Origin of the sequence: Haladaptatus sp. R4, assembly GCF_001625445.1 — an archaeon.
Lineage (GTDB): Archaea > Halobacteriota > Halobacteria > Halobacteriales > Haladaptataceae > Haladaptatus.
Genome location: NZ_LWHG01000029.1, coordinates 139,768 through 157,660, shown reverse-complemented (window position 1 = coordinate 157,660; position 17,893 = coordinate 139,768). Strand labels below are relative to the sequence as shown.

Annotated in this window: 17 protein-coding genes; 5 read left to right on the top strand and 12 right to left on the bottom strand. The window is 58.0% G+C overall.

Annotation, left to right across the window (positions count from 1 at the left end; all coding sequences use genetic code 11):
* Positions 1-166 precede the first annotated feature (166 nt).
* Positions 167-976: an alpha/beta fold hydrolase gene (locus A4G99_RS18455; RefSeq protein ID WP_066146999.1), complete on the top strand. Its 810-nt coding sequence runs from the start codon at positions 167-169 to the stop codon at positions 974-976.
* A gap of 633 nt (positions 977-1,609) precedes the next feature.
* Here A4G99_RS18455 and A4G99_RS18450 read toward each other — a convergent pair.
* Positions 1,610-2,383, bottom strand: a complete 774-nt coding sequence (locus A4G99_RS18450) for an SDR family oxidoreductase (RefSeq protein WP_066146997.1) — start codon at positions 2,381-2,383, stop codon at positions 1,610-1,612.
* Positions 2,384-2,571: 188 nt separating this feature from the next.
* Here A4G99_RS18450 and A4G99_RS18445 point away from each other — a divergent pair, with 188 nt between their 5' ends.
* Positions 2,572-3,378, top strand: a complete 807-nt coding sequence (locus A4G99_RS18445; protein ID WP_066146995.1) for a DUF1801 domain-containing protein — start codon at positions 2,572-2,574, stop codon at positions 3,376-3,378.
* A 167-nt stretch (positions 3,379-3,545) separates the two neighbouring features.
* Here the strand turns inward: A4G99_RS18445 and A4G99_RS18440 are convergent, their stop codons facing one another.
* From A4G99_RS18440 to A4G99_RS18415, 7 genes are all read right to left on the bottom strand, one after another.
* Positions 3,546-4,514, bottom strand: coding sequence for a transcription initiation factor IIB family protein (locus A4G99_RS18440; RefSeq protein WP_066146993.1), 969 nt, complete (start codon positions 4,512-4,514; stop codon positions 3,546-3,548).
* A gap of 295 nt (positions 4,515-4,809) precedes the next feature.
* Positions 4,810-5,637, bottom strand: coding sequence for a ZIP family metal transporter (locus tag A4G99_RS18435; RefSeq protein ID WP_394337467.1), 828 nt, complete (start codon positions 5,635-5,637; stop codon positions 4,810-4,812).
* A 195-nt stretch (positions 5,638-5,832) separates the two neighbouring features.
* A complete protein-coding gene (locus A4G99_RS18430; RefSeq protein WP_066146989.1) occupies positions 5,833-6,255 on the bottom strand; it encodes a GtrA family protein in 423 nt (140 codons plus the stop codon).
* A gap of 112 nt (positions 6,256-6,367) precedes the next feature.
* Positions 6,368-7,150: a hypothetical protein gene (locus tag A4G99_RS18425; RefSeq protein ID WP_066146987.1), complete on the bottom strand. Its 783-nt coding sequence runs from the start codon at positions 7,148-7,150 to the stop codon at positions 6,368-6,370.
* A 188-nt stretch (positions 7,151-7,338) separates the two neighbouring features.
* Positions 7,339-8,412 (bottom strand): alkaline phosphatase, encoded by a 1,074-nt coding sequence (locus A4G99_RS18420; RefSeq protein WP_255359126.1) that lies wholly within the window; start codon positions 8,410-8,412, stop codon positions 7,339-7,341.
* A complete protein-coding gene (locus tag A4G99_RS27530) occupies positions 8,409-8,921 on the bottom strand; it encodes a PhoD-like phosphatase N-terminal domain-containing protein (RefSeq protein WP_223301985.1) in 513 nt (170 codons plus the stop codon). Before A4G99_RS27530 ends, A4G99_RS18420 begins: the two co-directional genes overlap by 4 nt.
* Positions 8,922-9,054: 133 nt before the next feature.
* Positions 9,055-9,603, bottom strand: coding sequence for a hypothetical protein (locus A4G99_RS18415; protein WP_150123167.1), 549 nt, complete (start codon positions 9,601-9,603; stop codon positions 9,055-9,057).
* 571 nt (positions 9,604-10,174) lie between these two features.
* On the opposite strand from A4G99_RS18415, the gene A4G99_RS18410 reads away from it, so the two are divergent.
* Genes A4G99_RS18410 through A4G99_RS18400 form a run of 3 tightly spaced genes read left to right on the top strand, consistent with a single transcriptional unit; the run spans position 10,175 to position 13,212 of the window.
* Entirely contained in the window at positions 10,175-10,849 is a 675-nt protein-coding gene (locus tag A4G99_RS18410; RefSeq protein WP_066146985.1) for a hypothetical protein, read from the top strand.
* The gene (locus tag A4G99_RS18405) at positions 10,836-11,108 is read left to right on the top strand and encodes a hypothetical protein (protein WP_066146983.1); all 273 of its coding nucleotides are present in this window, start codon (positions 10,836-10,838) and stop codon (positions 11,106-11,108) included. The genes A4G99_RS18410 and A4G99_RS18405 overlap by 14 nt, the downstream gene beginning before the upstream one ends.
* Positions 11,109-11,112: 4 nt before the next feature.
* Complete coding sequence (locus tag A4G99_RS18400) at positions 11,113-13,212, top strand: type B DNA-directed DNA polymerase (RefSeq protein WP_066146981.1); 2,100 nt, start codon at positions 11,113-11,115, stop codon at positions 13,210-13,212.
* Positions 13,213-13,241: 29 nt separating this feature from the next.
* Here A4G99_RS18400 and A4G99_RS18395 read toward each other — a convergent pair whose 3' ends face one another.
* The 4 genes from A4G99_RS18395 to A4G99_RS18380 form a co-directional block, all read right to left on the bottom strand.
* On the bottom strand, positions 13,242-14,015 hold the full coding sequence (locus tag A4G99_RS18395; RefSeq protein ID WP_066147327.1) for an SDR family NAD(P)-dependent oxidoreductase: 774 nt from the start codon (positions 14,013-14,015) through the stop codon (positions 13,242-13,244).
* 2 nt (positions 14,016-14,017) lie between these two features.
* Entirely contained in the window at positions 14,018-15,217 is a 1,200-nt protein-coding gene (locus tag A4G99_RS18390; protein WP_066146979.1) for a cytochrome P450, read from the bottom strand.
* A gap of 223 nt (positions 15,218-15,440) precedes the next feature.
* The gene (locus A4G99_RS18385) at positions 15,441-16,061 is read right to left on the bottom strand and encodes a TetR/AcrR family transcriptional regulator (RefSeq protein WP_066146977.1); all 621 of its coding nucleotides are present in this window, start codon (positions 16,059-16,061) and stop codon (positions 15,441-15,443) included.
* 92 nt (positions 16,062-16,153) lie between these two features.
* On the bottom strand, positions 16,154-17,014 hold the full coding sequence (locus A4G99_RS18380) for a lamin tail domain-containing protein (RefSeq protein ID WP_066147325.1): 861 nt from the start codon (positions 17,012-17,014) through the stop codon (positions 16,154-16,156).
* Positions 17,015-17,893 lie beyond the last annotated feature (879 nt).

The following is a 17,893-nucleotide window of genomic DNA, read 5'->3' as shown; positions in this document are numbered from 1 at the left end:
TCGTCGTTTGCGGACGACTCCTCGGACGGTGATCGTCCAACGGACGCTCCCGGCCGTCGCGTCGCATCTCGGCATGTGAACGCGTTCGCCATCCGGCCGACGAGAATAGCGCTGGAAGCGACCGCCCGAACCGTTTATGGCCATGTCGGTCGAGTGATACTCCGCGATGCCATACTTCGAGACCCACGATGGCGTGCCGATCTACTACGAGGATCAGGGAGAGGGGGAGACGATTCTACTCGTCCACGGTTGGATGATGAACGCCGAGTACTGGTGGCAGAAGAACTTCGATGCCTTGGCCGACTCCCACCGCGTCGTGGCACTCGACCTCCGAGGACATGGACGCTCCGGAAAGACCGACGCGGGCCACACCCTCGCACAGTACGCACGGGACATCCGGGAACTGATCGAGACGCTCGAACTCACCGACGTTACCCTCGTGGGATGGTCGATGGGGACGATGGTCATGTTCGAGTACTTCGACCAGTTCGGAACCGACCGGCTATCCCGTTCCGTATTCGTGGATCAGAGTCCGAAACTACAGTACGATGATGACTGGCCTCACGGGTCCCCCGGTGAGTTCTCGGGTATCGATGGCGTCGATATCACGACGAACCTCACGTACAACCGTCCGTCGGTTGCAAAACCGTTCCTAAAGGCGATGTTCAACGAACCACCGTCGGCGGACACGATCGACGAGATGTACGCAGAGACGACCAAGACACCGACGAGCGTCGCCATCGATATCTTTCTGGACGTCGTGTATTCCGACTTCCGACCGGTGGTACCCACGATCGACGTGCCGGTCTTGTTGCTCTACGGCGAACGGAACGACATTTTCCCGACGGACGTAGGGGGGTGGCTCGAAGACCACCTCCCCGAGGCGACCCTCGTACGGTTCGAACGGAGCGGACACTGTCCCTTTTGGGAGGAACCCGAAAAGTTCAATCGGAAGGTATCGTCGTTCGTGGAGTGAATCCGTCACGAAGACGATCGTGCTGTGTCCGGATCGATCCTCTTAACGGATCGACCGAGGGGAACTGCTCGTATGGTCGTTACGGAGTCCGTACTCGTGTCCCAAACGTTCAGACCGGAAAATATGGCTCCTTAAGTGGTCCATAGTGCCGATTCTCACTTTTTGGGAATGCGAAAAAGAACTATGCCCCCTGGAGCAAACGAAATGGATGTGGCGAGCAAGACGGCCACTGGCTTGCTCACTCGACCACCGTCAACACTCTGTGGAACGACAAGGACTGTCGTCGTCGAAAACTGTGGTTGAATCGAGCTTACCCGCGTCGATTCGGCAATCGAAGCACGAAAATTCGCGGTCACCCCGGACCTCCCGGACTTGAATCGTTTCCCACCCGCACCCATGTGACGTTCGACCCAACGGGGAACGAGAGACGCCGGTTTCAAGCACGTGAGGTCGTGGGACAGGCCACAAACGTCTGCCCGAAATCCTCCCATCGGAAGGTGGGAGGAGAGTAGGCCGTCTCCCGCCAATTTTACACTGACGACGAGATTCTCACCCAGTGCATGCTGTGAATTACGGCCATCGGACACGACTCCGGCGACGGAGTGTCGATAAAAATCGATAAAACGGGACGATTTATCCGGTGTTCGTAAGCCCACCGTCCAGCACGAGCGATTCCCCGTTAACGTAATCCGCGAGATCGGAAGCCAGGAACAGCGCTGCATTTGCGACGTCCTGTGGTGTCCCAAATCGCTGCGAAGGAATCATCTGCTCGTACATTTCTCCTTCTTCGGTGCCGACGATTTCGACGTCGTCGGTGGTCATCATCGTTTCGATGACCCCGGGGTGAATCGAATTGACACGGATTCCTTCGGAACCGAGCGCGTCAGCGAGTGCGTAGGTCATCAATCGAACGGCACCCTTCGAGGTACAATACGTAACGTATTCCCCGGTTCCTTCGAGTCCGGCGACACTGGAGAGGTTGATGATACTGCCACCACCGTTCGCCACCATACGCTTGGCAGCGGCTTGCGCCCCGAAGAACACGCCTTTGACGTTGATGTCCATGAGTTGGTCGTAGTCGTCTTCGGACACCTCCAGGAAATTTTCACCGCGGAAAATCCCGGCGTTGTTGATCATGATGTCGACCCCGCCGAACTCCTCGGCCGCTTCGACGCTCGCTTCGAGATCGTCTGTTTCGGTGACGTCACATTTGACGAACGTTGCCTCGGATCCCGTTTCCGCAGCGATCACTTCGTGCGTCGGAGTCCCTCCTTCACGCGGAGCGTCACGAATATCGGCAACGACGATGTCGGCACCTTCCTCGGCGAACGTTCTTGCAATCGCACGACCATTGCCACTCGAACCGCCCGTTATGACTGCTACCGAACCGGAAAGCAATTGATCCATGGTACCACATCCTGTCACACGCCACCAATCAAAATATTTCTTATATATTAATGATGTCACGATTCTGGCTCAATTCTCTATCCGGTTCGTTGTCGTTTCCTTCCGACGTTCATAGTCAAGCTTCTCGGAATCAAGATCGCGACACTTCGCGAAAATATTGATGCTCATACACCACCTAGTCGGTGAATATGAGCGCGTCCGGTCCAATTACAGGCCAACGGATCACCGAACTCGTCACGGCTAATCAAGTGATCAGAGCACCCTACTACCAAGCCGACCACGACGAAGGGGTTCGTTTCACGGACCCGGAAAAAGGGCTCCAATGGGGTGCCGACGTCGTTCCCGCCATGATGAGTCTCTTCCGAGTCGAAAAAGACACCCGTGACGACCACCCCGACGGCTGGGTGGGATTCGCTCGCCACTGGCGAGGAGGGACGATGCGGCTGGACTTCGACCTGTTTTCTAGATCCGATGAGACGGACTCGATCCTGGTCGTGACCGCGATATCGGGGCGAAAGGGAGAGCAGACCATCGTGGACGATGACTTCGGAGAAATCGAGCTTTCGGATCAGGTTCCGACGCGGGAGGAATGGGGAGAGCGGCAAAAACGGTACCAGGCGATTCGGAGGAACGATACTGCCGACGGATCGGCAGCGGTAAACGCGTACATTGCGGCGCTGCCGGGGTGGAAGCGTGGGGTTGCGGCACGATTCGACGAAATCGTTCGAAACGAACTTCCCCATGTGCGCCGCGCCGTGAAGTATCACCAGCCGTTCTACGGCGTCGAGGATCAGGGCTGGTTCGCGTCATTCAGTGCGTTCTCGAAACACGTGAAACTGACATTCGTGTGTGAAACGTACCTTGAGCCGAAGCCCCCCAGCGGGACGGGTCCGAAGAGACAGGCCTTGGACCTGAAGGAGACGGACACACTGGACGAGGAGCAGGTCGCTTCCTGGGTCCAACAGGCCGCCGCCGATCCGGGAATGGGCTGGTGAGGAACCCGACGCCTCCGCCCACGAATCCGACATCGAGGGCGAAGTGCAACCCCCTGACGAACGTTTCGATGAGCGGGTCTCCGAGCGTCCGCGGATTTGCTACTCGAAGACCTATTTTCCTTCCCGAATCGCTTCATGGGATAGTGATGAGGGAACGATCCGCAGTATTAGCTCTCGTAGGTCTCTAAAAGCTCCGTGTATCGTTTTCTGATCGTCACGGGGGCGATATGGGCAACGGACCCGACCGTTTCCTGTGTCACCGATTCGTTGCTCAGCGTTGCGGCCGCATAGACCGCTGCCGCCGCAAGTGCGACGGGACTCTTTCCAATGTGGACGTTGTGCCGTTTTGCGGTATCCAGCAAGGCACGGGCCTGCCGCTCCGCATCACCGCTTAGATCGAGTTCGGAGACGAAACGAGGAACGAACCGTATCGGATCCGTCGGTGCGATACCGATCTCCAGTTCGTCCGTGATGTACCGATACGCTCGGTGAATACGGCGCCGCTCGACTCGACTGACGACCGCAAAATCGTCGAGACTGAGCGGTGCGTTTGCCTGACGAGCGGCAGCATAGAGGCTCGCGGTCGCCATCCCTTCGATCGACCGTCCGGGAAGCAGGTCGGCTTCGAGCGCACGCCGATAAATGACACCGGCGGTTTCTGTATCCGACCGCGGTATATCGAGCGCCGCAGCCATGCGGGAAATCTCCCCTAGCGCCTGCTTGAGATTTCGCTCCTGATTCGATTTCGAGCGGTACCGTTCGTCCCACGTACGAAGTCGTTTCATTTTCCGCCGCTTTCGACTCCCGAGGGGCTTCCCGTTCGCATCGATGTTTCGATGGCTGATCGTCGTACTCAACCCCTTGTCGTGGAGTTGATTGGTCATCGGCGAACCGACGCGGCTTCGTTGTTGATCCTCTTCGGTAGAAAACGCCCGCCATTCGGGGCCGTGATCGATTGGACTATCGGAGATGACGAACCCACAGTCATCACAGACTATTTCCGCTGCTTGGTTTGCGACCGAAACCCGTGTCTCACATTCCGGACACTCAACGGTGCCAGCAGCGACATCCCTCTCTCGACGGTTCGAACGGTCCGTCTCGGTTTGCTGGTCCGGGGGTCGTGTTCGTCGTTCCATTTTAGCAACTCCTTCCGTATTTCAGGTTCTTCTGTGACTATGACTGCCATATACCATAGTCGGGGGCGATGGTTTTCACAAAGTAGGAATGAGGGATGGAAACCAGCGGACTCGAACACACGAAGGATGCAATGATGCAATCGACGACCGGCTAGCCGTCCTTCCGTGAACGGCCGTCTATCCATCATCGGCCGTCTGAACGTCTCCGTCTGCCAGTCGATGCTCGTTGAGTCGCCATCGTATTCCGGGAGGCTGATTCAGCGAAACTGTTGGGTCCACTCATCAGGGCGGTACTTCATCCGAGCGAAATGTCGAGATACAGCATCACGATCGTTCCGAAAATCGTCCCGAGGGTTGCGATACGCTCGTACCCTTTCGTGTGTGTCTCCGGAACGATTTCGTCGCTGATGACGAACAGCATCGCTCCCGCGGCGAATCCCATCGCGTAGGGGAGTAAGGCCGAAACCGATTGAACGGCGTACGCACCGAGGACCGCGAGTGGTATCTCGACCAGGCCGGAACGAACCCCCGCGAATGCAGCATAGAAGCGTTTGTCCAATCCCGCGTTGATCGCGGCCACTGAAACCGCCAATCCTTCCGGAATGTTCTGGATACCGATGGCGAGCATTAGCGGAATCGCGGTGCCGATATCACCGCTGCCGAAACCCACGCCAACCGCGAGCCCCTCGGGCATATTGTGGAGCGTAATCGCGAGAATAAACAGGATGACACCGGAGAGTCGTTCGTCGTCTACGGGTAAATCGGTACTCGGATGAGCGGCGTCCGCTCTCCGTCGACCGGTGAGTAGAAAGTGTGCGTGCGGTACGAGTACGTCTGCGCGGTCCAAAAAGAGCGCGCCCAGTGCGATTCCGACCAGGACTGGGATGGGATTTCCATCGGAATAGGTTTCGATCCCGGGAATGATCAGGCTCGTAAAACTCGCAGCAAGCATTACCCCGGCAGCGAATCCGAGCGCACCGTCCATCGCTCGTTCGGATGGATCCCGCCAAACGAAAACCAACGACGCCCCGAGAAGGTTGAAAAATGCGATGATCACCCCCCCGATAAGCCCGTTGACGACCGGGTCCGACCCAAACCACGCTGTAACCTGTGCGACTACCACCGAGGCCACCTCTCATCGTTCGAAATCATCGTTCCCCGGAGAATATTCACCGTCTTCCCGTATTAATGGTTGAGCGACACTGGTTTCGGGAATCGGTTCACTCGGTCCGTCGGGTCTGGGCTGACAAGCACGGTTCGGGAGCAGTCTAACACCATCACCGCCGGGTTTCGGCGTTTCCTTCGTGCGAGAGCCAGTTCATCCCCACGTCCACCGCGCGTCGAGAACGTACCGGTACACTCCACTGATTCCGATCGCAACGGCGTTCGCGAGTAGATAGAGGACGTTCCCCCAGTTCACGAGGCAAAAGAGGATGCCGAGTTGAATCGGAATCGCCGTCCCGCGGACGACGTTCGTTTTGAGCAATCCGACGAGGTAGCCTTTCGAACTCGTGTTTCGACTCGCCTGGAACGTCCAGACGTTATTGAGATTGTATTGTAGCAGGATCGTAATCTCGATGGCGATCAGTGCGCCAAACAAGTAATCGAGGCCCGTTTTATCGACGAACATCCATAGCAGGATCGTTTGCACTCCCGCGGCGACACCCCCGACGAAAACGAACCGCCGCAACTGGGGCGTGAACAGGCTTCTTTGGAGATTACGAGGGAATCCCCGGGACATCTCTTATACCTGAAGTGCTCGGGTCGTGTAGTCCTGTCGCTTCCGTCGCGGCTGTGAACGTCCCTTCGAACAACAGGGTGGACGCCCGTTCGAACCGGAACGATCGGCCGTTCTAGGCGGCGGGGCGTCCTGCAGTGGTGTCCTCGTCGTCGCTGGCCGTCTCACCGAACTCGTCATCTTCGTCCGCCGTGAGTTCGGTGTACGCCGTTGCGAGCACGGCGGTCGAGAAGACCGTCGTGATGGCGCTCGCGGCCTGCGCGAACACCAAGGCGACGATATCGCCAGCGAGACTCCCACTCGCGAGGTCACCGAGGCCGAAGACGAGGTTGATGAGTACCACGAGGAAGAACACGGCGACGCCCAACACGAAGAGGTTGAGGCGGTATCCACGCGTCAATCCCCAACTGCTGCGGAACGCCGTGATGAAGTTCTGGTCTTCGACGGCCACGTACACCGTCCAGAACGCCAAGGTCACGAGCAGGAAGATACCCGGGACGACGAACGCGACCAAACCCAGTGCGACGATGATTCCGAAGACGATCACGCCGACGAAGAGGTTGATCGCGGCCCAGACCATATTCCGGGTGAAGTACTCTCGGGGGAGACGTTCGGTTTCGTCGCTCACGAACACGCGAATGGCCGCGATGCTTACGACGAGCAACGCGATGCCCAACAGTAACGAGACGATTCCTGCACCGAGGGACGGGACGAGCAACGTCGGGTCCACTTGTCCACTGTTGGCGAACTGCTGTCCGGCGTTCAATCGATCGACCCCGAGTCCGAGCACGCCGTCGAGGACGGAGATGACGAAGATGATCCCCATGAGGGTGAGTCCGTTTCGTTCGGTACTGCGGCTGTAGCCACGCTTGAGCACGTCGGTGATATCGATCGGCATAATCACCTGTACAGTACGTCATGTGAGGTGATATAGATGTCGTGTGGTTGCCATCTGGCGAGAACTAGATCGTGATCAACGCCGCGGCGGCGGTGATCAGCGGCCGATCAGGGTAACTATCAACGGCCGACCGGGGTAACTATCAGCAGTCAACCGAGGTAACTATCAGCAGTCGACCGGGGTAGCGATCAGCAGCCGTGGGGGGTAAGTTCCTTCGTGTACAGCGAATCGTCGTTCATATCCTTGAGCGTTACCGTCAGTGCGTCGGATCGACCATCGACGTCGACTTGCCCGAAGAACTGCAGTCCGTCGCTCGGCGGAAGGTTCGCTTCCCCTTCCGGTGGGCTCTTCTCGAAGACGACTTTCGGTCCGAAGGTGTCGTCGAGTTCGTTCGGTCCGAACGTCCCGGCGTGAAGCGGCCCGGAGACGAACTCCCAGAACGGTTCGAACTCGGAGAACGACGCCCGCTTCGGGTGGTAGTGGTGTGCCGCCGCGTAGTGGACGTCCGCCGTTAGCCAAACGACGTTCCGAATGCCTTCCGAGCGCATGAACGAGAGCAACTCCTTGATCTCCAGTTCTCGGCCTTTCGGTATCCCATCGTCCGCGTTCGCGACCGCTTCGTACTTGTCGCCATCGGTGACCACGAGTCCGATCGGCATGTCCGCCGCGATGACCTTCCACGTCGCCTCGGAGTTCGAGAGCGCGTCTTTGAGCCAGTCCAGTTGCGTGTCGCCGAGGAAGTCCGTTTTCGGCCCCGGTTCCGTCTGCGTGTTCCCCGTGTTCGGTCCCCGATAGCTCCGCATGTCGAGCCGAAATAGCTCCAGCGAAGGGCCGTACGGGAAGCGCTGATAGATCGCATCGTCGACGTCGTCTCGCGGACGAATCGGCATGTAGTCGAGGAACGCTCGCTGGCTTCGCGCCGCGAGCAGGTTCACGCTTTTGACGTCGTGCGGGTCGTCCGCCGGTAGTTTCTCGTTCGGATACCAGTTGTTGAGGACCTCGTGGTCGTCCCACTGTGGAATCATCGGAACCTCGGAGACGAACTCCCGGTAGTGGTCGTCTCGGAGGTTGTACCGGTAGTTCCCACGGAACTCGGCGAGGGTGTCGGCGACGTCGGATTTCGCTTCCGTGACGACGTTGTGCCAAACGCTGCCATCGTCGAGTTCGACGCGTTCTTCGAGCGGCCCATCGGCGTAGATCGAATCGCCGGAGTGGATGAAGAAGTCGGGGTCCGTTTTCCGCATCGATTCGAACGTCTTCATGCCACCGAAGTCGGGGTTGATCCCCCATCCTTGCCCGACAACGTCTCCACCCCAAACGAACCGGATATCAGTTCGATCAGTCGGGGGCGTTCGAACGACCCTCCCACCGGATCGCTTCGGGTTCCCGGATCACGAAGGCTCTCGAACTCCACCCGATACTGAATCACTTCACCCCGAGGAAGCCCCTCGATGTCGATCGTTGCGGTGTAGTCGCTGTCAGCGAGCGCGGCCGGTCCTCGGATCGTCCGTTTCTCGGAGAACTCCCGGTCGGTAGACAGGTGGAGGAACATCCGTGCCGGGCCGCTCGCTCGACTCCAGATGAGGGCTCTATCCCCGACGATATCGCCGACCTGTGCACCGTTCGGTGCCGACAGTACGTCCGTCGAACGGGAGTCCCGATCCGCTGGCTTCGACTCTTCGGCTATCGCCGATTCGGGAACCATCGTCCCGCCGAAGGCGACAGCGGCGGTCGTTCGCATCGCATCCCTTCTCGTTACGTTTTCCAGCATGTTGTTTATCGATTCCAGGACGATACTATAGAATTTTATAAGAGTGAACAATACTGCTATGGTATCCCCCGAAACTGTACGAGGGGCCATGGAGACGTGGAAGTCCGAGGAGAATCGACGGTACGAGAGCGGACTAGTCTGCGCGCGGATAGAGGTTTCGAAGGAACCGATCCCCGAATACGAGCACGAGCAGCGCACCGAATAGATCGAACAGGAGGTCGAAGAGGATATCCGATCTGCCGTAGGAAACGAGGATCGGTTCGCGGTCGAAGCGATCGGCGACGGCGTGAATCAGATACTCCATGAGTTCCCACAGAACGCCGAGGCCGACGACGACCGCCAGGACGCGCGGACGGGGGTCGCGGCCTTGGCGGCGAGCGGTAACGAAGGCGAGTCCCCCGAGAAGCGTCGCCGAGTGCGTGTGGGTGAGGTGGTCCCACCACCACACGTCGTCGTACGGACCGAGCATACCGACGGTGTGGGTCAGCATCGCGGCGTCCGAATAGACGCGCTGCCACGGTCCAAAGCCGACGTCGTACTTGTGGTCGATAGCGTCGGGGAGATACGTCGCTACGAATGCAACCAGCGCGTTGACGGCTGCACCGGGATTCCGCCGACGAAGGCCGACGACGAACACGGCAAGAATCGCGTACCGAATCCCTCGCTCCGCTTCTCGGGCCATCGGTTGGTGTTGATCCTCTGCCACGGGTATCAATCGGATGATAACGGCTGCGTTGCACAAATACTGTGCGCTTCCGTCTGTTCGATTTCGGACAAACCGACGACCGATCTTTCGGAAGTCGGAATCGGAAACCGCGGAATCGTCCCGAATCTCGAAGCCGCGGTCCCGCTCCTTCGAGGGGGAGATGACGATTCGGGTTCGTGTCCGACCGTGGTATCCTCGACAGTGGGTCCCCATCTATTGTGCCGTGAAACCGGTTCGGTGAGCGGTGGGGCGTTCGTTTCAACCCCATCGGTCGAACCACCCGACATCATCCCGCCGTCCTCGATTTCCACGAGCGAACTGGCGGATTTTCACCCGCCGGATATTCCGTGACGTCTCGTTCTCACAGACCGTCCTCCTCATCGGGTTCCTTCGTCTACACCACCACTCGTTGCGGAGGTATTCCTGTCACGGTCCGATGTTCGGTGCGACGATCACGGGGACTCGGTGGCGTCGGTCTTCCGGTATCGGAACATTCGGAACCGACCCTGGCTTGCCTATCCGATAGTCGGTCGACGTAGCAGTCGTGATGATGTCCGATACGCCGCCGGAACTCCCGTCGCTCGACGCCGGAGTCACACTGCTCACTACGAACGAGCGCACGACCGGTCCACTCCACTCGCTCGTGCTCGACCGACTGCTCCTCGATCAGGGGTCGGCCGTTTGGGTCGACGCTCGTGGTCACGGAACGACGCGCTCGCTCACCCAAGTCACCCCGTCGATGCGTGTCCTCGACCGGATTCACATCGCTCGGGCGTTCACCCCGTGGCAACACCTGAGTCTCGTGCGGGACCTCGCTGGCGAACTCACGGACGAAACGTCGATCGCCGTCCTCCCCGCCGTCGACTGGTTCTATCGGTCGGAGGACCTCCCCCGAGGAGCGGACGAACGCATGCTCTCGGCCGCGGCCGAACGGATCGAAGCGCTCGCCGAGACGTTCGAGAATCCGATACTCGTGACCTTGCATGCGGACGATGCGCTCTCGGCACCGATTCGCGAGATTGCGGATCGGACGGTCCGGTGTGAGCGAACGCGGTTCGGACCACGGTTCACGGGCGATGAGTACGAGACGTTGGTCTACCCCCTGGAGAATGGAATGGTGCAGACGACGCTCGCGTATTGGAAACGCGTCCTGGCGGATCGGCATCCGGCGATGGTCGATGCCGACGTTCCACCGGAGGTGCGTGCGAATGGGGCGCACTAACTCGACGTATCGTGAGTTGCTCCGGGCGACGGAGTCCCGATGGGGTGACTACCGACGGGCACTCCGACGCGCCGACCAGGGCGTCTTCGATCGCCTGTTCGAGTATTCCCGTGCCCATGCCGACGCAAGTGGATTTTTGAATCATCAACTCGTCGAGATTCCGGCGCTCGTCTCGATGCTGATCGAACAACAGAAGCGACTCGACGATCTGGAGGACCGACTCGCTCACGTCGAGGACGCTTTGAACGATCGGGGATGAGGCCATGGTGTACAAAATCGACTACGTCGACGGCGACGTGCTCACCTGGTCGGTAACCGAGACGGGTGTGAACTGCGAAGTGGACGAATCGTACACGCCGACGATTTACGTGTCGGTGCACGGCGACGGTGAGTTTTCCACGGCACGTGCTGCGCTCCGTGACCTCCCTGCCGTCGCGGGGGTCGCCGTCGTCGATCGACGCGTGAGCTTTCGTCACGATCCCGAGCGGGTACTTCGGGTCGATGTGACCGACCTCACGGCAGTCGACTCGGTGGCCCGAACGGTGAGCAAGTGGGGGTCGCCCGGCGAGTACCGATGTTACAACGTCGACTTCTCGCGGGAGTTTCGCTACTGTCTCGAAGCGGGAATCGACCCGCTTCCGGAGCACGAACTCTCGCGGATGCGAATCGCCATCGCGGAGACGGAACTCGCGAGCGGGACCGTCACGGAACTCACGATCGACGACGAGACGGTAACCGGAAGCGGTGCGGACGTGCTAGCCACGCTGTCGGCCCGCGTCGAACGGGCCGATCCGGACGTTCTCTTCCTGAATACCAGCGACCTCGTTCCCGTCCTCTTTGGGCAGGCCGAGCGGCTCGACGTGGCATTTCAGCTCGGACGACGGCCGGGGTGGCAGCAGTTGGCGGGTGAATCGACGTACGAGAGCTACGGACGAGTCGGCCACTCACCGGCACGCTACAACCTGCCCGGTCGGGCGATCATCGACGGTTCGAACACGTTCATGTGGAATCAGACGAACCTCGATGGCTGTCTGTATCTCGTGAAGCGGTCGGGGAAACCACTGCAGGAACTGGCGTGGTCGTCGATCGGGAACGTTTTGACCGGGATTCAGATCCGGGAAGGCCGCGAACGGGACGTGCTCGTGCCGTGGCACTCGTGGCGTCACGAGCGGTTCAAAACGATGCGTCAACTGCGCGATGCCGACCGAGGTGGATTCACCTTCGCGCCGGACGTCGGCCTGCACGAGAACGTCCACGAACTCGACTTCTCCTCGTTGTATCCGAACATCATCGTCACGCGGAACGTGAGCCCGGAGAAGATTCGCTGTGAGTGTCACGCCGGGCGAGAGGACGTGCCGGGAATCGGCTACTCGATCTGTGACGAGCGGGGCTATCTTCCGGACGTGCTCGAACCGCTCATCGAGGATCGAGAGGGGATCAAAGCCGAGATTTGCGGGACCGAGAACGATGATCGTCGCGACGAGTTGGCGGGCCAATCGAGCGCGATCAAGTGGATCTTGGTGTCGTGTTTCGGCTATCAGGGCTTTTCGAACGCGAAGTTCGGGCGCATCGAGTGTCACGAGGCGATCAACGCGTTTGCCAGGGAAATCCTGTTGGAGACGAAAGCGGTGCTCGAAGCGAACGGGTGGCGGATCGTGCACGGCATCGTCGATAGCGTGTGGGTGACACCGATCGAAGGCGAAGAACGGACGCCGCTGTCCGAGCTTGCGACTCGGATTTCAGCGCAGGTGGAGATTCGGCTCGAACACGAAGCCCACTACGACTGGATCGCGTTCGTTCCGTTGCGCGATTCGGATGCCGGTGCGTTGACGAAGTACTTCGGGAAGGTCGCTGGCGAAGACGAGTACAAGTACCGCGGGATCGAGTGTCGCCAGCGAAGTACGCCGTCGTACATCGATGAGGCGCAGAAAGCGTTGATCCGAGCGGTGGACGAGCATCGTGATCCGGAGGCGGTTTGTGAGGAGTTACGGTCGTGGATAGACCGACTTGAGCGTGGCGCGGTCGACCCGAGCGAGTTGGTGATCACGAACCGGGTTTCGAAAAATCGGGAGGAGTACACGCAATCGACGCGGAGCGTGGCGGCACTGGAGCGAGCGGCCGAGTTGGGGTTGGCGCGGTCGCCGGGTCAGAGCGTGTCCTACGTGGTGGTGGACGATGCGAAGAAATCGCGCGAGCGAGTGGCGTTGGCGGTCGAGAAGCCGACCGAGTATGACTCCGAGTTCTATCGGGTGTCGCTAATACGGGGGGCGGAGAGTGTACTGTCACCGTTGGGATGGCGCGAAAAACACATCGAACGATTCCTCTCGGGTCACGACGAACGCAGCCTCGAATCGTTTCTCTAACGAGTTCGAATTCGGAAAGTTGATCGTATTTAGTCAGCTGCTTGACCGCCGTCCACCGGCAGTGTGTGGCCGGTGATATACGAGGCGTCGGACGAACAGAGGAATGCGACCACACCTGCCATTTCCTCCGGCTCTGCAACGCGTCCCATTGGAACATCGGTCATCGCCGACGTATCGAACGGCATCGATGTCGGGTCGCTCCCACTTCCCACCGACCCGGCCTGAATGTTCGTTTTCGTCGGACCCGGCGCGATTGCGTTGACCCGAATTCCCCGAGTAGCGTATTCGAGGGCGGCTGTTTTGGTTAGACCGACGACGCCATGTTTGCTGGCTGAATAACTAGCGAGTCCGCCCATCCCAACCAGTCCCGCCTCGGAAGCGGTATTTACGATTACTCCGCTTCCCTGCTCTTCCATGACAGGGAGTTCGGCCCTCATGCACGCCCAAATACCCTTCAGATTGATCGCGAGGAGTTTGTCCCAATCCGCTTCTTCGATGTCCGCCATCTCTACGAAGCCGGTGAGGATTCCCGCGTTGTTGTGCGCGAAATCGAGGCTTCCGTACGTATCGACCGCCACATCGACCATCCGCTCGACTGACTCGACGTCGGAAACATCGATTTCGACGAACGTCGCGTTACCGCCATCGTCTTCGATCAGATCAACCGTTTCTCGTCCAGTTTCCTCGACCACATCCGCGATAACGACGTTTGCTCCCTCCTCCGCGAGACGCCGTGCCGACGCGCGTCCGATCCCCGATCCTGCTCCCGTTACCACTGCCGTCTTTTCGTTTAGTCCGTTCATGATCATTCCTCGATGGTGCACGTGAGCGATTCGAGACCGTACAGGCTGTATAGCGGCTGTCGATCCGTCAAATCCGCCTCTATCGTTTCGAATCGGTCGAGCAGTACTTCGAACGCGACGTCCGCTTCGATTCGTGCGAGCGGCGCGCCCAAACAGTAGTGGACACCCTTTCCGAATGCGATGTGGCGATTCGGACGTCGCTCGGGACGGAACTCTTCGGGAGCATCGAAGAGTTCAGGGTCACGGTTGGCCGCACCCAGCCACGCCGTTACGACGTCTCCTTCCCGAATCTGGTGCCCGTTCAATTCGACGTCCTCTAACGCAACACGGTCCAACGATTGAATCGGAGAGCGATATCGGAGCACCTCCTCGATCGCCTGTTTTCGATCGATCTCTCCGGTTCGAATCGCATCGGTCATTCCCCGCTCCTCGAAACACCAGAGGGCGTTCGTCAGAAGGTTCGTCGTCGTGATATTCCCCGCAACGAGAAGGAGCATACAGAAACCGATCTGTTCTCCCCTGCTCAACTCCTCGCTCGTCGCGGCAAGCGTAATGAGATCGTCCCCGCTTCCGTCTTGGCGCTCTTCGAGCAACTGGGCAAAGTACTGACCCATCTGTTGTTGTGCCCACTGAGTCCGCTCTTGGCTCCGTTTGATCGAAGCTTCGGATCCATCCTCGGGACGCGCGACGAGTGCGTCCGACCACTCCTTGAATTCATCACGACGTTTGACAGGAATTCCCAACAGTTCAGCGATGATCGTTATCGGAAGCCGTATTGCGAACTCGTCGACGAAATCGAATCGGTCCTTGCCGTCGATTTGGTCCAATACCTCTTCGGTCAACTCCTCGATTCGAGGCCGATACTCTCTGAGCGTCCCCGGTTGGAATCGTTCGTTGACGAACCCGCGCAGTCGCTCGTGTCCCGGTGGGTCGACCATGATCATCGTCTGAAACATCGCCCCGTCATCGTCCGTGACGTTCTCGGAGCCTGATCGATTCGCGGTAAACGACTCGTAATCGGTGAGCACGTGATTGACCTCCTCATACTGAAAGAGGTCCCACTGCTGTCGCTGCTCGTCGAAGTGTACAGGAGAGCGCTGACGCATTTCAGCGTACCACTCGAAGGGCTCCAATTGTCCGTTTGGACTACGGATCGCTTCCGGCAGTTCGCTCTTCCCCGCGACCGGATCTGTGGACTGCATGAGTTAATTGACCAATTAATCAATTATGGGCTTTTTTCTTATTCTATCTGATACCGGGGTGCAGAAACACAGTTTGGGCAAGAACAGAAACCCTACAAACGGCTCTCAAAGGGCCGCCGTTCCGGAAATAGGGTTTCTCGAATTCGGTTTAGAAGTCGTTCGTGATTTCGAAACGAGGACTCGACGGGAAACCGATGACAAACCGCCTACGCAAGAGCGGAGACTAGTCTTCGCGGGAGATGTCTGCTACGATTCCATCGATAATCGTCAGAACCCGTTCGACGGCGTCGTCGCGGTTCGTCGTCGTCCGTGTGTGTAGTCCCTGCTCGATAAGAAAGCAGATGTGGTCCGCCGTCAGTTCCGCATCGACCGACTGGAACTGCCCGCTTTCTATCCCCGCTTGGAGTATTCGGGTGATCATCGTCCGGAGACTGTCCTCTGCTTGCGTCGTTTCCTTTCGGAAGTCGTCGTCCCACGTCGCGTGCGCCCACAGTTCGACGTAAACCCGTGAAACCGCCGTCTCGATGTCCGACGGTGGGGAAAATATGGCTCGTTCGACTTGTGCTGATGTCGGATGTAGTATCTGTCTCACGAACCGTCTCAGTTCGTCCTCCGCATCGATGATCGGTTGCTCGTTCTGCTGTCCGACGAATATCTCGACGAAGACGTCGAGCATCGAGCGGAGGAGGTCGTCTTTACTATCGTAATAGTGGTATATTATGGAGGGATTTTGACCCAGTTCGTTACCGATATCCTTGATCGATAGATCCGCGTATCCGTGCTCGACTAGCGCGCGAAACGCGGCCTCTCTAATTCGCTGTTCGGTTTCCGGATAGCTGCTCATCGTAGTATCGTTATGTTGGATGTAGGACTAGAAGGTGACTTCAATATTGCCCATGGCGGGAGCGAATCCGATCATGTAAAAAGGAGGTGTCGTTAGTACGCCTTCGTCGCGACCGATGCTCCACTGCTGTCGGTGACTGAAACGGTGTCACCGCCGTTATTCCAAACGGCACCCGACCGACCCCAGTACACATCGCTATTCGTATCCGACCCGCTTCCCGAATGAAGCGTGACCGTCTGGCCCGGACTGAGCGTCGAACTGGAGAACGTGTACGTTTTCCCGGACTCGTCCGAGACGGTCCATCCGGTTACGTCGATCGATGTCGTACCGGTATTCTCCAGAACGACATATTCGTCGTTCAGATTGTCGTTATCGTTGCCCGCTGCATCCTCGTGGATCCGTGAGATACTCACTGACCCGCCGCTGTCTCCGACATTTCGACAACCCCATGCGTTCTGTTCGGCGTCCTGTGCCGACGCTTCGGCGCTGTAGTACGAGTCACTCTTGGTGAACGTCGAATCGTACACACGAGCCTGACCACTTTGGACGAGTTTGTAATTGTAATCGGCTCCCCCATAGTAAACGTAGGCGAGGAGACGACCGTAATATCCGCGGTGGTCCGATTCGGAATCGAATTTGAGCGTTATCTGTTTCCCTTCGAGATTGTTCTTCATGAACGCTTTTGCATTCTCGCCCTCCGAGTGGAGACAATCCTTTCCGGCCTGTGTGTTTGGAACGCCCTCCCACTCATCGGGAGTATTTTCACCGTACGTTTCAGGGGTGTCGACGCCGAGTAAACGAACGGTATCGGTCGTCCCGTTTGCATACTGAACGTCGAGGGTATCGCCATCGACGACGTTCGTTACCGTCACTTGTTGGCTATCGGTTATCTCGGCAGTAGCTGGTGTGACGACGAGTGCGACTGTTAGGCCACAGACCAGTAATACTGTCACTGTCGCTATAACAACCTTCGCGCCGCTGTTTTCTTTTCCCACAAGAAGGAATTAATTTGAAGGCGTATGTAAATTTGTATTGGGAATATGATGAAATAAATAGCCGAATATATCGTCCGCTTTTCGGACCGTAGACTATCCCGTCTACCCCTACCCGGTATACAGATTGCCGATATTCTCGCCGGAAAACGTTGTACAACGGTGCTCCTCGTCGCTGATAACGCTCGTTCAGTCGCTGAAAGAGGAAGACTTTCCTCTTGTCTTTTCTTCGTCGGTTCGAGACGACCCCTCCGACCAAGGATAGATGGAACGCATCAGATGAGCGATTCTCGACGGCAAAGACGGCGATTCCGTCTTTCGTTGTGCCACTGTAACGTGATCGTCTATCTTCGTCAGTCGTCGTTCGATATCCTCTTCGAACTGTGCCAGTGGCTCTCGGTCGATATGTGGATTCTTTCGGAAGCGTTCCAAATCCGACCTGATGTCGAGCAAAGCGCGTGCTCGTTCTTCCGGTTCCTGTTCTGCCGCTCGATCCAACCGCCGTTTCATGTGATTAACTAATGACTTCTTCATCGTTCCCCCACCCGGGCCAATGATGTGATGAGTGATCAGGGACGACCCGGTATAACCGCTTACCTGGTATGCCGTTGTCCATTAAATTTCTACTGGTAGAATGTCCGGTTTTATCCCGATAGATCCGGTTCTATATTCTTCAGAACATTCGTGAGAACGATTACAACATATCTCCCGATCGCATTTCCACAAACGACAATCGTCTATAATAACGGCCGAAATAGCTCTACAAACGGTCCGACCGTTGCTGTCGCTTGTGTCTTCGCTGTCCCCGGTTCGATTCTGACACCAAAACGCCAGATTATT

Excerpts from the sequence above, each read along its gene's own strand:
- A4G99_RS18415 (WP_150123167.1), bottom strand. The coding sequence starts at position 9,603 with ATGGCCCGAGAAGCGGAGCGAGGGATTCGGTACGCGATTCTTGCCGTG.
- A4G99_RS18440 (WP_066146993.1), bottom strand. The coding sequence starts at position 4,514 with ATGGAACGACGAACACGACCCCCGGACCAGCAAACCGAGACGGACCGT.
- A4G99_RS18455 (WP_066146999.1), top strand. The coding sequence starts at position 167 with ATGCCATACTTCGAGACCCACGATGGCGTGCCGATCTACTACGAGGAT.
- A4G99_RS18430 (WP_066146989.1), bottom strand. The coding sequence starts at position 6,255 with ATGTCCCGGGGATTCCCTCGTAATCTCCAAAGAAGCCTGTTCACGCCC.
- A4G99_RS27530 (WP_223301985.1), bottom strand. The coding sequence starts at position 8,921 with ATGCTGGAAAACGTAACGAGAAGGGATGCGATGCGAACGACCGCCGCT.
- A4G99_RS18450 (WP_066146997.1), bottom strand. The coding sequence starts at position 2,383 with ATGGATCAATTGCTTTCCGGTTCGGTAGCAGTCATAACGGGCGGTTCG.
- A4G99_RS18445 (WP_066146995.1), top strand. The coding sequence starts at position 2,572 with ATGAGCGCGTCCGGTCCAATTACAGGCCAACGGATCACCGAACTCGTC.
- A4G99_RS18385 (WP_066146977.1), bottom strand. The coding sequence starts at position 16,061 with ATGAGCAGCTATCCGGAAACCGAACAGCGAATTAGAGAGGCCGCGTTT.
- A4G99_RS18425 (WP_066146987.1), bottom strand. The coding sequence starts at position 7,150 with ATGCCGATCGATATCACCGACGTGCTCAAGCGTGGCTACAGCCGCAGT.
- A4G99_RS18405 (WP_066146983.1), top strand. The coding sequence starts at position 10,836 with ATGGGGCGCACTAACTCGACGTATCGTGAGTTGCTCCGGGCGACGGAG.
- A4G99_RS18395 (WP_066147327.1), bottom strand. The coding sequence starts at position 14,015 with ATGAACGGACTAAACGAAAAGACGGCAGTGGTAACGGGAGCAGGATCG.
- A4G99_RS18390 (WP_066146979.1), bottom strand. The coding sequence starts at position 15,217 with ATGCAGTCCACAGATCCGGTCGCGGGGAAGAGCGAACTGCCGGAAGCG.
- A4G99_RS18410 (WP_066146985.1), top strand. The coding sequence starts at position 10,175 with ATGATGTCCGATACGCCGCCGGAACTCCCGTCGCTCGACGCCGGAGTC.
- A4G99_RS18400 (WP_066146981.1), top strand. The coding sequence starts at position 11,113 with ATGGTGTACAAAATCGACTACGTCGACGGCGACGTGCTCACCTGGTCG.
- A4G99_RS18420 (WP_255359126.1), bottom strand. The coding sequence starts at position 8,412 with ATGAAGACGTTCGAATCGATGCGGAAAACGGACCCCGACTTCTTCATC.